This is a genomic window from Methyloglobulus sp. (genome assembly GCF_046714055.1).
GTDB lineage: Bacteria > Pseudomonadota > Gammaproteobacteria > Methylococcales > Methylomonadaceae > Methyloglobulus.
On record NZ_JBKKBJ010000205.1, the window covers coordinates 1 to 13,017 of the forward strand.

A 13,017-nucleotide genomic window follows, 5' to 3' on the forward strand; every position below is an offset into this window, starting at 1 on the left:
TTGTACTTAAGCTGACTGAAAATGATCTGGTTACGGTCAACATGGGAATACCCAGACATACGCCAGTTGAGATTCCTTTGCTTGCCGCCCAAGAATCGCAAATGTATTCTGTCGAAACTGGCGGCATGTTAACAGAATTCGGTGCGGTGTCTGTGGGCAATCCACATGCTGTCATTCAAGTGGCAGACATCAATCTGGCTCCGGTGACTGAATTAGGGCTGATCTTGGAAAGTCATCCATTATTTCCTGAACGGGCTAATATTGATTTTATGCAGGTGGTTAACCGTAAGCATATCAAGCTTCGTGTTTATGAGCGCGGCACTGCGGAAACTTTGGCCTGCGGTAGCGGTGCTTGTGCCGCTGTGGTCGTAGGTATTGAACAACATTTACTGGATAACGACGTCACGGTCGACCTGACTAGCGGTCAGCTTACGATTAGCTGGGCAGGCCGTGGAGAGCCGGTATTCATGACGGGCCCTGCGATCACTGTTTTTGATGGGAAAATAAGCTCGATGGAAACATGACACTATGAATAAACAAGAAACACTGAATTTGACTTCGACTCAGGTTGAGCGATATCTGCGTGAACATCCTGAGTTCTTCAACGAGCATCTGCACCTGCTCGAACAGATGCGGATTCCTCACCCCAGTGGCAATGCCGTATCGCTGATTTCCAAGCAATTGGAAATATTCAGGGGCAGGCACCAAGAGTTAGAAAGCCAGTTGACAGAGCTGATTGAGATAGCCCGAGAAAACGACACGTCCTATGTGCGTATGCACAAACTCACCCTGGCATTGCTTGATTCCAAGACTATTGAAGAAGCTGTCGAGAATCTCGAAACTGTCCTTTCTGAGTATTTCCTAACTGATTTCGTTGCTATCCGCATCATCAAACACATCCCTGATGCGACGGTTCCCAAACTTTATATTGATCCGGACAGCGAGGATCTCAAGCCTTTCAGTAAAGAACTTTCCAGCAACCAACCGACTTGTGGGCGGCCAACCTTGACCCAGGCAAAAATACTGTTTGGCGATGCTGCCCTTGAAGTACAATCGTATGCCATCATGCCGATGATGTTTTCTGAGTTAGAGGGGTTCCTGGCTGTAGGTAGCCGAGAGGAAAGCCGGTTTCATTTCAGCATGGGCAGCCTGTTTTTGACCCAAATGAGCGAGATTGTCGGTACCCGGCTCATTGCGCTGTTACAAGGGAAATGATGACCCCTGCTGCGGATGAGATGCTGGCGGGTTTTTTAAACCAACTTAAATTTGAGAAACGCGCGTCTGCACATACCGTAAAAAGTTACCATCGCGATATAGGACGTTTATCAAACTATTGTAATGAAAAGCTCATCCTTAGCTGGATCGACCTCAAGCAGAATGACATTCGCGCCCACATCGCCGCCAGGCATCGAAAAGGGATGAGCAGCAAAAGCCTGCAACGTGAGCTATCAGCCATCCGCAGTTTCTATACTTTTCTATTGAAAAATCGCTTGGCTGAAATCAATCCGGCACAGTATGTCAAAGCTCCCAAGCAGGCAAGAAATTTACCCAAAACCTTGGATGTCGATCAGGTCAATGGACTGTTGGAAGCAGGAACGAGTTCGGCGCTGGAAATACGCGACCTGGCCATGTTTGAATTGTTTTATTCATCAGGACTCAGATTAAGTGAGCTGAGTTCACTTGATATCGTTGACCTGGATTTAGTCGACCGCTCACTGATTGTCCGTTCAGGTAAGGGTGGTAAATCAAGGGTGTTACCCATCGGCAGCAAAGCGGTCAAGGCAATTGACAACTGGCTGCAGGAACGTTCAATAAATATTCCCGCTGTTGATGCGGCGCTGTTTGTGACGACTAAAGGGCGGCGCCTTGGACAAAGAAGTATTGAGCTAAGGCTATCGCAATGGTGCAAAAAAAAGGGGATACAAGAACATATCCATCCGCACATGTTAAGGCATTCCTTCGCCAGCCATTTGCTGGAATCCAGCCAGGATTTAAGGGCCGTCCAGGAACTGCTGGGGCACAGCAATATCAGCACTACACAGATCTATACCCATCTGGACTTTCAACATCTAACAGAAACATATGATAGGGCCCATCCACGGGCCAAAAAAAAGCCTCAATAACTTTGGGGATCACTGGTAAAATCTGCGATCCCAGCAGCGTATGGATGCACTGCCAAAATCAATGGCTGCACGACATTGATTTTGTAAACACACGGCAAACCGCGTTTTCCCAGTGGATTAAGCAAAAACCTCAAAAACCTGATAATATACTGTTAATATTCAAGAACAAATTAATCTCTTTCTCACCTCAAACAAGACGTTCACAGGAAACCTCAAATGGCATCAAGCGATTCACTTGAAGATGTAAAGTCCAGAGGCATACTCTGGAGTTTCGGTGTTCTTGTGCTTATAACCTCGCTGGCTTTAGTTTTTCTCGGCGCATGGTGGGGCAGTGAGCCCGAGCAGTTCAGCATCCAGGATGAAGCCCTGGAACGGGCTAAGCTGACTAAAACCACTGAAATTCCATTAGGCTACACCTACACCAATACGCTGGCACATATCGGCGAAGTCCTGCTGCATAAGTCTGGGGGTTATATTACCAACGATGTGGCACCGCCTGGGGTATTCCTCGACAACATATCCAGTTTTGAATACGGAGCCTTGATTATGTTGCGAGACGCTACGACGGCGTTGCGAAATCACTTTTCCAGGGATCAGTCACAGTCTGATGAAGATCCCGATTTAAAAGAAGCGGAGCCGCATTTTTATTACGAAAATGATTCGTGGGCTTTGCCGTCCACAGAAGCGGAATATCAAAAAGGGATAGATTCGCTTCATAAGTATATGACCCGGCTACAGACCTATGGCGGAAAGGTCAAACGCGCACAATTTTACTCCCGAGCGGACAATCTCTGGCAATACACGGAGGTCGTTATCAAACGCTTGGGCAATCTTTCTACACGTTTAAGTGCCAGTACATCGGGTGCAGAATTAATCCCTGGCCTGGAGGTTATTGAACCTAATGTTGCCATTCGGAATGCCAAAGTTGCACCATTGGGCCAAACGCCTTGGTTATTGATCGACGATATATTCTACGAGGCTCGTGGCTCTAGTTGGGCGTTGTTGCACATACTCAAAGCGGTTAAATATGATTTTCACGACATCCTGTTAGATAAACGGGCGATGAACACTGTGGATATCATGATTAAAGCCTTGGAAAATGCGTTATCACCGGTGCTGAGTCCCATGATTTTGAGTGGCAGTGGTTACGGACTAACTGCCAATTATTCATTGACAATGGCAACTTATATAGCCCGCGCAAACGCTGCTGCGCTGGATTTACGTGACATCATGAATAGGGGGTAATTACTAGTATGGACGAACAAATCAACGAAAACCTGAAAAAAATCAGTACCTGGAAACGCATATTCTTTATGCTGATCTTTGCCGCGATAGGGGGCTTGGTCAGGATGCTAGTTTGGGCGGTCATCTTATTGCAGATAGCGTCAGTGTTGTTCACAGGCAACCCGAATGGCAATGTGCTCAAGTTTGGGCGCAGCCTTTCCTTGTATACCTATCATATATTGACCTTCCTGACATTCAATACCGAAACCTTACCTTACCCATTCGCAGAATGGGAGGCGACTGAAGAACTGAAACTTCCAGAACCCAAGAAACGCCAGAAAAAATAGCCTTTCATGTCCACTGTCCGCAAAATCATTCATATCGATATGGATGCTTTTTTTGCGGCGGTGGAACAGCGCGATTTCCCCGAATACCGAAATAAGCCCCTGATTGTGGGCGGCAACCCTTTCTCGCGTGGCGTTGTCGCTACTTGTAGTTATGAGGCAAGGACATACGGCATCCATTCGGCCATGCCAACCACCCGTGCTTACCGCTTATGCCCACAAGCCATTTTCGTAAAGCCCCGGTTCGGGGCGTACCGGGAAGCCTCCCAAGCTATCCGGCAAATTTTTTTCGATTATACCGACCTGGTTGAACCGCTTTCTTTGGATGAAGCCTATTTGGATGTCACCCATACCGAGAAGCATACTGGCTCCGCAACGCTGATTGCCAAGGCTATCAAAACCAGGATAAAGCAACAAACGCAACTGACCGCTTCGGCTGGCGTTTCTTACAATAAATTTCTCGCCAAGATCGCTTCCGATTTGAATAAGCCGGACGGCTTGTACCTGATTACGCCCACGCAAGGCGCCGAGTTTGTTGAGCAACTCCCTATCCATAAGTTTCATGGTGTGGGCAAAGCCACCGCCCTTAAAATGCTAACCTTGGGGATTCAAACCGGTAAAGATTTAAAGAAGCTGTCCCTGGAAGACTTACAGCAACATTTTGGCAAGTCTGGTTCGTACTACTACCACATCGCCAGAGGGATTGATAACCGTCCTGTCGTCAGTTACAGAAAAAGCCAGTCAATGGGCGTGGAAACGACCTTTCAGCAGGATATCACCAGCACCCAGGCCGTTCTCGTACAGTTGCAACAACTCTTTGATAAGGCTTTAACCAAGGTAACGGAGAAACAACTTACAGCCCACACCTTAACCATTAAAATAAAATATCACGATTTCGTTCAAATTACCCGCAGCCGCACCCTGCCGCAAACGATTACTGCCGCTACGCACATAAATGACTTGCTCACGGAACTATTGAAGAATACCGAGGTGGGTCGGCGTGATGTCCGTTTGTTGGGTATTACCTTATCGTCCCTGGATGACCAACCTGAGCTATCCCCTGTTGAACAAATCGATTTATTTGAAAACACTTGGCGATAGGCCATTAGTCCGCGCTCCCAGAAGGTAACGTCCCCATTGGCTTGAGGTTGAAAGCTAAGGAAGCGCTGAACAAATGCCCCTAAAACCGTCTTTAAGCGGCAAATGCCGTTTTTTAATAAGTTTTGTGCCGAATCAGGCCGTATCAAACGAGCAAAGCAGCCTTTTCTTCCCTTATTTGAGCGTACCCATCCTAAAGCACTTCGTTGGAAAATAAAAAACCCGCTATGCCTTTCAGAATGCGGGTTTGATGGGCTTCGTTGTATCTCGTTGAATCTTGATCTGGCGGAGAGGCAGGGATTCGAACCCTGGGAGGGGATCAACCCTCAACGGTTTTCAAGACCGCCGCTTTCGACCGCTCAGCCACCTCTCCAAGAGCCGCATAGTTTAAACTAACGGGTTTAAAAATCAATTGAATCTTACTGTGCCAACACTTCCAGGCCTTCAGTCATAGGATCAAGGTTTGAAATAACTAGTCCTGTTGTCTGCACTTCACGGGTCAACCCAAAAAAATCAAACAACCGGATGTCTGCCAGTTGCGAAGGAGCTACGTTTTGCAGGCTAGTGAAAATTGTCTCCAGGCGACCGGGGAACTGCCTGTCCCATGCTTTTAACATGGCCTTCATCGCTTTTCTCTGGAGGTTTTCCTGGGAGCCGCAGAGGTTACAAGGAATGATGGGGAAATTCCTGAATGCCGAAAACCGTTCGATGTCTTTTTCCCGACAATACGCCAGAGGCCGGATGACGATATTTTTTTTGTCATCACTGAGCAACTTGGGCGGCATAGTTTTAAGTTTGCCGCCATAAAAAATATTCAGGAAGAAGGTTTCCAAGATGTCGTCACGGTGATGGCCTAACGCAATTTTAGTGATACCGTTCGTTTCAGCGTAACCATATAAGGTGCCACGCCTTAACCGTGAACATAGCCCACAGGTGGTGCTGCCTTCCGGTATCACGCGCTTGACGACGCTGTACGTGTCTTTCTCGATAATATGATAAGGCATCCCTAAAGTTTCTAGGTAAGCTGGCAATACATGCTCCGGAAACCCAGGCTGCTTTTGGTCCAGGTTGACCGCGATCAAGTCAAACTTGACAGGCGCTGTCTTTTGCAGATTCAACAAGATGTCCAGCAAGGTATAAGAGTCCTTACCTCCAGACAAGCAGACCATCACCTTATCGCCCTGTTCGATCATGTTGTAGTCGGCAATAGCGTCGCCGACATAATGGCGCAAACGTTTTTGCAGCTTGTTGAATTGGGTTCGGGATTTTTGGGTTTGGTCTGACATTAACAAAAGTGAAAATCGCGTAGGTTGGGTTAGGCTCGCACATAGGCGAGAGCCATGCAAAACGGGCGCTTGGGCGAGCCGTAACCCAACGATAGAGGTTGGTTCGAGGACGGCGAACGTTGGGTTACGACGCGCCCAACGACCAGTGGTCTTGTTAACAATGTGGACATGCGCGTCTTTTATGCCCTTTGGGTAAACCCAACCTACAAATCCATTCTCAACCATTATAACGCTGGAAAATCAAAGTCGCGTTAGTTCCGCCAAAGCCAAAACTGTTGGACATGATAGTGTTCAACACCACATTATCCTGACGTTCCCTGACGATAGGGATGCCTGTCGCTTCGGGATCTAGCTCAGTGATATTGGCAGAGGCGCTGAGGAATTTTTCTTCCATCATCAACAGCGAATAAATGGCCTCATTGACTCCGGCTGCCCCCAGCGCGTGTCCAGTCAATGATTTGGTGGAACTTACCAAAGGGACATTGCCCACGCCAAATACGGTGCGTAGCGCTTCGAGTTCTTTGGTGTCGCCAACTGGTGTGCTGGTGCCGTGGGCATTGATGTAGTCGATCTTGTCATGCACAGTCGCCATTGCTTGCTGCAAACAACGTACCGCGCCTTCGCCGGAAGGTTGCACCATGTCGTAACCGTCGGAAGTCGCGCCGTAGCCTGTCAATTCAGCGTAAATTTTGGCACCACGGGCTTTGGCATGTTCCAATTCTTCCATCACCAATACACCACCGCCACCTGAGATAACAAAGCCGTCGCGGGTGCTGTCATAAGGCCGGGAAGCCGTGGCAGGTGCATCGTTATATTTTGACGACAACGCGCCCATCGCATCAAACAATACCGACATCGTCCAATGCACTTCCTCGCCGCCGCCAGCAAATACGACATCCTGCTTGCCCAATTGGATCAATTCCATAGCATGACCGATACAGTGGGCGCTGGTGGAACAGGCAGAGGTGATCGAATAATTAACGCCCTTGATTTTGAAAGGCGTTGCCAAACACGCGGTATTGGTGCTGGACATGCTTCTTGTCACCATGTACGGCCCGACTTTCTTGATGCCTTTGTCCCGCATAATGTCAGCCGCATCCACCAAATTGGACGTAGAAGGCCCACCTGAACCCACCACCAATCCGGTACGAAAGTTAGAGACTTCATTATCTTCCAACCCAGAATCGGCTATGGCTTGCTGCATGGCGATATAGTTGAAGGCCGCACCATCACCCATAAAGCGTTTTACTTTACGGTCGATAAATTGATGCTGATCAATGTTGATTGCGCCATGAACATGGCTGCGGAAACCCATTTCCTGATAGTCATCGGCAAAAACAATACCTGAGCGGCCTTGCTTTAGGGAATCGAGGACTTCAGCCTTGTTGTTGCCAATGCTGGAGACGATGCCTAATCCCGTTACCACGACCCTTTTCATAGCCACTCCTAGAAATCCGACAAGAATGTAAACAAGCCGACGCGTAAATCAGTGGCTTCGTAGATGACCTTACCATCGACTTCCATCGTGGCATCGGCAATGCCCATATAGAGCTTACGCATGATTAATCGTTTCATATCAATGCGATAAGTCACTTTTTTGGCAGTGGGCAAGACTTGTCCAGTAAATTTGACTTCACCCACACCTAACGCCCGGCCTTTGCCTGGGCCGCCCATCCAGCACAGGAAGAATCCCACGAGCTGCCACATGGCATCCAAACCTAAACAACCGGGCATGACGGGGTCGCCCTGGAAATGACAAGCAAAAAACCACAAATCGGGATGAATGTCCAATTCAGCTATCATCTGGCCCTTGCCATACTTGCCGCCTTCGTCGGTAATCAGGGTAATCCTGTCCATCATGAGCATATTGGGTAACGGCAATTGCGCGTTTGTTGGCCCGTATAGCTCACCCCTTCCTGACTTTAGCAATTCTTCATAGGTTAAACTATGCTGTTTCGACATAACGATATTCTGCACCTTGTTATCTATAATTTTTATAAAAGCGCATTATTATCTTACAGACACAGTAAAAAATCAGCTCAAATTTTATCCAGGTGTTACATCCCTCAATAAATTCTTTAATTTAAGTTTGCCTTTTTTTAACCGTTGCTGATAAATCATCGCGTAAGAGAGCACGTTAGCCACATATTTTCGGGTCTCTTTAAACGGTATGGTTTCTATCCATATATCCGCTGGCACTGAATGCGTAATGGGAAGCCATTTTTTTGCTCGGCCAGGGCCTGCATTATAAGCTGCCCCTGCCACGGCGATATGACCACCGAAGCGGTTTAAAAGATCCCTAAAGTAATACCCCCCGTAATTGATATTCAGTTCGGGCTTAAATAACTCGGAATCTGATCGCCACGGTTCATGCAATGCCTGGGCTACCGTCATAGCGGTTTTGGGCATCAGCTGCATAAGGCCTTTGGCACCCGCAGAAGATACCGCATTCTTGTCCAACATACTCTCCTGACGTATCAAACCATATAATAAGGCAGTATCAAGATTATGCTTATAGGCGCTAGCTTGAACTTCACTGAAATAATGAATAGGGAACCGCAATGCCATATCATCCCAGTAATCGGCCTTTACCAAAGTGGTGATGGCTATTTGATCCCACTGCCATTGCTGGGCCAGTTTGGCGGCAGTGAGAAGTTTTTCCTTGGGCAGTTTTTTTATCGCAAATTGCCATTGCCGACGCGCTTCTAACGCCCGGTTTAAAAAATTCAACTCCTGACACACTTTAAAATCGGTTTCTTCCGAAAGTAGCCTTAGGGCATCCTTAGCCAGCTTAACGGGTTGGTCAATAATTTGGTAAGGTGTATTGACGGTATCGGCTGCCATAAAACCATAAAAACTCCGGTCTTTAGCCAGTGCGTTGTAGATTGCCCCCGCCTGTTGCTTGTTGCCGGTTTCCTGCAACGCACGCGCCAGCCAATATTGCCACTTGGGTTCTTGCCGTTCGGTATAAGTCAAGCCCGCCAAGGCACTGCTGACATGCCGCCAATTTTGCTCAACCAAAGCCGCCCTCAACTTTGCCGTCCTGACTTCTTCATCAGGAAGAAACACCTTGTTCAAACGGCCGTAAGCACGATTGTCTTTTTTGGCGAGCAATGCCATCCCAAGCTTGCGTTCGACACGTTGGACAGTTAAATCATCAATAAAAAAAACCGATTTTTTAGTGTCCCAAACCGCAATCGCCCTCTCCAGATCCGAACTTGCCAATCTTTCTACAGCATGGGCAAAAAGACGGCCTGTTTGTTCATTTTTTTCTTTCCAAAACTGGCTTTCAGCAATCAATTCCGGCTTTTGATGAAGCTGTAACCAATTCTCGGCATTCTTTCGGTCTGCCTGCTTCAGTAAAAGTGAGGTTAATCGTGCTGCGGCGAGATTATTATTTTGAAGTGCCGACTCAAACCGTTGCCAAATAAGGTCAGCCGTTAACAGGGATGACCTGAGCAATGCGGAAAAAAGTGGTTGGCAATTTTTAGCTGTAGTTGTGCCTAAAACCCAGAGTCGTTTTGCCTCCAACAACGCCTGTTGCAGTTTCCCTGTTTGGTATTGCGCCCAGTGAAACTGGCAATCATCAGCACTACTCTCATTCACTTCATATTGCCGAATAAAATCGTACCAGCGTTCGTGTTCAGCCAGATAACCCAACCACTTGGAACGCAGTAATGGGGCATAGCGGGTATCTTTATAAGTCGATAAAAAAGCCAACACCTGATCGGTTTGGGCCAACTGATCTTTTATCCGTTGATAACGTAAATACGGATAGAGTGGGTAATCGGGCAAACTAGAGCTAACTGCCAAAAAAGCCGCTTCGTTTTTCCCAGCCAGGTATTTCTCTGCTTGCAAGAAAGCCTGTCTCTGGTCATTGAGCTTATCGCTGCTCATGGCAATGTGCGGCAGCAACAGCAAGCCACAAAGCCACACAGCTTGTTTTAAGCGGTTTAGATTCATAAGGTAAAAACTCAGCTTTTGCAAGAATGCCGAAAAATACACCGTCATTCCGGCTGGATTGGCGGCGAGGATTCCATATCCTCTTCCGCACTTCCTCCATCCATGGAGGTCGCCGGAATCCAGAAGCCAAGGACGGCATCCATGCCGCCTGGATGCCATCACTCCTCCCTGACGGCATGACGGGAATCGATGGGTTCTCCGTTGACGAAATGCCAACAAAACCTAACACATAGTGTAGAACACACCCTCACGATCTTCATCTGTTTTACTGAATATAACTGCCCGACTACGACAGTCTCACTCCAAAAAAGCCCGGATACCTGCTATACCCTGCCCCCCAGCTTGCCGCGCCGATGTGAAATCAGCCTGAGACAGTCCGCCCAAGGCATAAACAGGAAGATTACTATGAGCGACCAACTCAGCAAAATGTTCCCAACCCAAACACTTGGCTTCGGGATGTGTTGGAGTCGGCAACATGGGTGCTATCACGACAAAATCGACACCTATTTTTTGGGCATGCAACAACTCTTCAAGATTATGGCAGGAGGCGGCAACCCACTGTTTGCTTTCAGGCCGCTGGTCGATAGCCAGCAAATGACGGCTGGTCAGATGAATACCATCAACTTCAAACCGCTCCGAATGTTCAACTCCAGAATTCAATAACAACCAGGCATTGTGGGTTTTGCACATGGGATAGGCTTGTTCGAGAAACACTTCTACCCCTTCAACTGATAAGGTTTTTAGCCGTGCCTGAATTAGCCTAATGCCTTTATTGAGGATTTTTTTCAGGTTGACCAGCAAAAGCGTTGAATCAGCATCATCCAGGATTGCGTAATAGTGCGGCAACCGGGCGGCGGTGACAATCGGCTGATTGGCTGCGGGAAAGGCATAATTGCTCAAATCATCAGGCACTACCCACAGAATCGGCTGACCTTCGCAACTTTTTACCTCACCATCATAACGCTCAACCGTAAATACCCGAAGTTGCACGGCTAAATCGAGGTATTGATGATTGATGGTAATCAGCGGTGTGGCCGCTTGAACGGTAATATCCAGTTCTTCCTTAAGCTCCCGAACTAATGCTTGTTCAACAATTTCTGACGCTTCAATCTTGCCGCCGGGGAATTCCCATAAACCGCCCTGATGTAGGCTTTTGTCTCGAAGTGAAATTAAAATTTGCCCCGATGAGTTTTTGATAACTCCGACAGCGACTTGCAGGAAGCTTATAGGATGTGTCGACGAAAGGAGCCGCATCGTTCGAGTCACTCGCCTGCATCCATGCCAAAATGTCCTGAATTCCCCCAAGTCGGCGGATAAATACCCATTTCTACAAATCGATGAAAACTGGAATGCGGCCAATCGACAACATGCTGTACCAATCCGTGTTTGACCGGATTCCAATGGATATAATCGACATGACGTTTAAAATCCCCTTGATCTTCTAACAAATGCGCCCAAAACCGGCGTTGCCAAATCCCTCGTTCTCGACGTTTTAGCCGTCTTGTGGAAATTCTTTCGCCTTTGTCAATAGCCCTTGAAAAACGCCCTTTTATCATTTGAGATGACGGCTTGTGTAGAGACCTACGTTTCATGGCACAGGGTTTGATTATGGTGTCATCCTGTATTTAACTATTTGGCGGCACATAGCCTTGTGGCATGTCGTCGTTGCCTTCAAACAAGAACTTATCCCTTTCCACGGCAAGATAAGTCCTAGCTTTTGGGTCGTAACTTGCCAGTTTGTTCTCATTGATCAGCATGGTTTGCCTACCTAGCCAGTCTTTCCAGGCTTGTTTGGATATTTTTTCAAATATCTCCTTACCTTTGGAGCCAGGAAAAGGCGGCTCATCCAGGCCTTCGGCTTCTTTGCCTAATTTTACACAGTGAATTAATCGGGTCATTTTTATCCTCCTTTGAAGTGTTGTTGCAATAGGTGTTTAATGGGTGTGGCGAGACCAAGTTGATTGATTTGACGAATGTTTTGCCAAACAAATCGATCTGCTTCCGAGACAAAATCCACCGAGCCACTGGTTTCGATAATCAGCGGCGAGTAGTCCAGATGATAGTGCGAAAAAATATGCCGTCGTGTAGCGCTGGATTGCTGATGGGCAATTCGCAGCTTATTGACCAAGCACCAATCCAAAGCAGCATCCTCGCTGGCAAACTCCGGCAGGCTCCATAATCCGCCCCAAATACCGGTAGGTGGCCTTTTTTCCAACAATATCTGTTGATTATTGTGTAACAGCAAAAAGATCAGCTGCTTGACAGGCAATGCCTTGGCCATTCTAGGCGCTGGAAAATCAGCCACCGTTTGGGTCAACCACGCCAAACAACCTGGCGTAAGCGGACATCTTTCACAGGTCGGCCTGCTGCGTGTGCAGACCGTCGCCCCCAAGTCCATCATGGCTTGGGTGTATTCAGCCACACGCCCGTCAGGGGTGAGGCTGGCGCTAATCGCCCAAAGCTGTTTATTTACTTTGCTGCTTCCAGGCCAACCGGTGATCGCCTTGAACCGCGCCAGCACCCGTTTTACATTGCCATCAAGGATAGGGTGACTTTTGTTGAAAGCAATGCTTAAAATGGCTCCAGCTGTCGATCGCCCTATCCCCGGCAATGCCATGAGTCCGTCCAGGGTATCTGGAAATCGGCCTTGCCCGTGAACAATCCGCGCCGCTTTATGCAGGTTACGTGCACGCGCATAATACCCTAAACCCGACCACAACTGTAAGACCTCATCTACGGGAGCCTGCGCCAAGTTTTCCACATCAGGAAATTTCGCAATAAATGCCTGAAAATAAGGGATGACCGTGGCGACCTGAGTTTGCTGCAACATGATTTCAGAAAGCCAAGCCCGATAGGGAGTGATGTTTTGCTGCCAGGGCAGATCTTTGCGACCATGTTGGTCAAACCACGCCAATACGTTTTGCTGGAATGTTGAGGGTGTCATAAAAGCAAATTGTCAGTTTTACTGGCGGTTCGCCG

Annotated in this window: 15 protein-coding genes and 1 tRNA gene; 7 read left to right on the plus strand and 9 right to left on the minus strand. The window is 47.8% G+C overall.

Going from position 1 to position 13,017, the window contains the following annotated elements:
- The 6 genes from dapF to dinB form a co-directional block, all read left to right on the plus strand.
- A partial coding sequence (gene dapF, locus ACLQ6D_RS12260; RefSeq protein ID WP_411727573.1) for a diaminopimelate epimerase occupies nt 1-524 on the plus strand: 524 nt, incomplete at its 5' end.
- A gap of 4 nt (nt 525-528) precedes the next feature.
- The gene (locus ACLQ6D_RS12265; protein WP_411727575.1) at nt 529-1,215 is read left to right on the plus strand and encodes a DUF484 family protein; all 687 of its coding nucleotides are present in this window, start codon (nt 529-531) and stop codon (nt 1,213-1,215) included.
- A complete protein-coding gene (gene xerC / locus ACLQ6D_RS12270) occupies nt 1,215-2,123 on the plus strand; it encodes a tyrosine recombinase XerC (RefSeq protein WP_411727610.1) in 909 nt (302 codons plus the stop codon). The genes ACLQ6D_RS12265 and xerC overlap by 1 nt, the downstream gene beginning before the upstream one ends.
- 216 nt (nt 2,124-2,339) lie before the next feature.
- On the plus strand, nt 2,340-3,368 hold the full coding sequence (locus tag ACLQ6D_RS12275; protein ID WP_411727576.1) for a DUF2333 family protein: 1,029 nt from the start codon (nt 2,340-2,342) through the stop codon (nt 3,366-3,368).
- An 8-nt stretch (nt 3,369-3,376) separates the two neighbouring features.
- Nucleotides 3,377-3,694: a DUF4389 domain-containing protein gene (locus ACLQ6D_RS12280; protein WP_411727577.1), complete on the plus strand. Its 318-nt coding sequence runs from the start codon at nt 3,377-3,379 to the stop codon at nt 3,692-3,694.
- 6 nt (nt 3,695-3,700) lie between these two features.
- Entirely contained in the window at nt 3,701-4,792 is a 1,092-nt protein-coding gene (dinB, locus tag ACLQ6D_RS12285; protein WP_411727579.1) for a DNA polymerase IV, read from the plus strand.
- Nucleotides 4,793-5,072: 280 nt separating this feature from the next.
- On the opposite strand, the gene ACLQ6D_RS12290 is transcribed toward dinB, so the two are convergent.
- The 5 genes from ACLQ6D_RS12290 to ACLQ6D_RS12310 form a co-directional block, all read right to left on the minus strand.
- A tRNA-Ser gene (locus ACLQ6D_RS12290) sits at nt 5,073-5,162 on the minus strand.
- A gap of 46 nt (nt 5,163-5,208) precedes the next feature.
- The gene (ttcA, locus tag ACLQ6D_RS12295) at nt 5,209-6,075 is read right to left on the minus strand and encodes a tRNA 2-thiocytidine(32) synthetase TtcA (RefSeq protein WP_411727580.1); all 867 of its coding nucleotides are present in this window, start codon (nt 6,073-6,075) and stop codon (nt 5,209-5,211) included.
- A 217-nt stretch (nt 6,076-6,292) separates the two neighbouring features.
- Nucleotides 6,293-7,513 carry a beta-ketoacyl-ACP synthase I gene (fabB, locus tag ACLQ6D_RS12300; protein ID WP_411727582.1) on the minus strand — a complete coding sequence of 407 codons (1,221 nt, stop codon included), beginning with the start codon at nt 7,511-7,513 and terminating at the stop codon, nt 6,293-6,295.
- Nucleotides 7,514-7,521: 8 nt separating this feature from the next.
- On the minus strand, nt 7,522-8,037 hold the full coding sequence (gene fabA, locus ACLQ6D_RS12305; RefSeq protein ID WP_411727583.1) for a 3-hydroxyacyl-[acyl-carrier-protein] dehydratase FabA: 516 nt from the start codon (nt 8,035-8,037) through the stop codon (nt 7,522-7,524).
- Nucleotides 8,038-8,121: 84 nt separating this feature from the next.
- Nucleotides 8,122-10,038: a transglycosylase SLT domain-containing protein gene (locus ACLQ6D_RS12310; RefSeq protein ID WP_411727584.1), complete on the minus strand. Its 1,917-nt coding sequence runs from the start codon at nt 10,036-10,038 to the stop codon at nt 8,122-8,124.
- Nucleotides 10,039-10,064: 26 nt separating this feature from the next.
- On the opposite strand from ACLQ6D_RS12310, the gene ACLQ6D_RS12315 reads away from it, so the two are divergent.
- Nucleotides 10,065-10,271: a hypothetical protein gene (locus ACLQ6D_RS12315; RefSeq protein WP_411727585.1), complete on the plus strand. Its 207-nt coding sequence runs from the start codon at nt 10,065-10,067 to the stop codon at nt 10,269-10,271.
- 64 nt (nt 10,272-10,335) lie between these two features.
- Here the strand turns inward: ACLQ6D_RS12315 and ACLQ6D_RS12320 are convergent, their stop codons facing one another.
- The 4 genes from ACLQ6D_RS12320 to mutY are packed head-to-tail and all read right to left on the minus strand — an operon-like array spanning nt 10,336 to nt 12,982.
- A complete protein-coding gene (locus ACLQ6D_RS12320; RefSeq protein WP_411727586.1) occupies nt 10,336-11,292 on the minus strand; it encodes a Nudix family hydrolase in 957 nt (318 codons plus the stop codon).
- Nucleotides 11,293-11,300: 8 nt separating this feature from the next.
- Nucleotides 11,301-11,630 carry an REP-associated tyrosine transposase gene (locus ACLQ6D_RS12325; RefSeq protein WP_411727587.1) on the minus strand — a complete coding sequence of 110 codons (330 nt, stop codon included), beginning with the start codon at nt 11,628-11,630 and terminating at the stop codon, nt 11,301-11,303.
- Nucleotides 11,631-11,663: 33 nt separating this feature from the next.
- Nucleotides 11,664-11,936, minus strand: a complete 273-nt coding sequence (locus ACLQ6D_RS12330) for an oxidative damage protection protein (protein ID WP_411727588.1) — start codon at nt 11,934-11,936, stop codon at nt 11,664-11,666.
- 2 nt (nt 11,937-11,938) lie between these two features.
- Nucleotides 11,939-12,982, minus strand: coding sequence for an A/G-specific adenine glycosylase (gene mutY, locus ACLQ6D_RS12335; protein WP_411727589.1), 1,044 nt, complete (start codon nt 12,980-12,982; stop codon nt 11,939-11,941).
- Nucleotides 12,983-13,017 lie beyond the last annotated feature (35 nt).

Coding starts and splice junctions, on each gene's coding strand:
- fabB (WP_411727582.1), bottom strand. CDS start 7,513: ATGAAAAGGGTCGTGGTAACGGGATTAGGCATCGTCTCCAGCATTGGC.
- ttcA (WP_411727580.1), bottom strand. CDS start 6,075: ATGTCAGACCAAACCCAAAAATCCCGAACCCAATTCAACAAGCTGCAA.
- ACLQ6D_RS12320 (WP_411727586.1), bottom strand. CDS start 11,292: ATGCGGCTCCTTTCGTCGACACATCCTATAAGCTTCCTGCAAGTCGCT.
- xerC (WP_411727610.1), top strand. CDS start 1,215: ATGACCCCTGCTGCGGATGAGATGCTGGCGGGTTTTTTAAACCAACTT.
- ACLQ6D_RS12315 (WP_411727585.1), top strand. CDS start 10,065: ATGCCGAAAAATACACCGTCATTCCGGCTGGATTGGCGGCGAGGATTC.
- ACLQ6D_RS12265 (WP_411727575.1), top strand. CDS start 529: ATGAATAAACAAGAAACACTGAATTTGACTTCGACTCAGGTTGAGCGA.
- mutY (WP_411727589.1), bottom strand. CDS start 12,982: ATGACACCCTCAACATTCCAGCAAAACGTATTGGCGTGGTTTGACCAA.
- ACLQ6D_RS12280 (WP_411727577.1), top strand. CDS start 3,377: ATGGACGAACAAATCAACGAAAACCTGAAAAAAATCAGTACCTGGAAA.
- ACLQ6D_RS12325 (WP_411727587.1), bottom strand. CDS start 11,630: ATGAAACGTAGGTCTCTACACAAGCCGTCATCTCAAATGATAAAAGGG.
- fabA (WP_411727583.1), bottom strand. CDS start 8,037: ATGTCGAAACAGCATAGTTTAACCTATGAAGAATTGCTAAAGTCAGGA.
- ACLQ6D_RS12275 (WP_411727576.1), top strand. CDS start 2,340: ATGGCATCAAGCGATTCACTTGAAGATGTAAAGTCCAGAGGCATACTC.
- ACLQ6D_RS12330 (WP_411727588.1), bottom strand. CDS start 11,936: ATGACCCGATTAATTCACTGTGTAAAATTAGGCAAAGAAGCCGAAGGC.
- dinB (WP_411727579.1), top strand. CDS start 3,701: ATGTCCACTGTCCGCAAAATCATTCATATCGATATGGATGCTTTTTTT.
- ACLQ6D_RS12310 (WP_411727584.1), bottom strand. CDS start 10,038: ATGAATCTAAACCGCTTAAAACAAGCTGTGTGGCTTTGTGGCTTGCTG.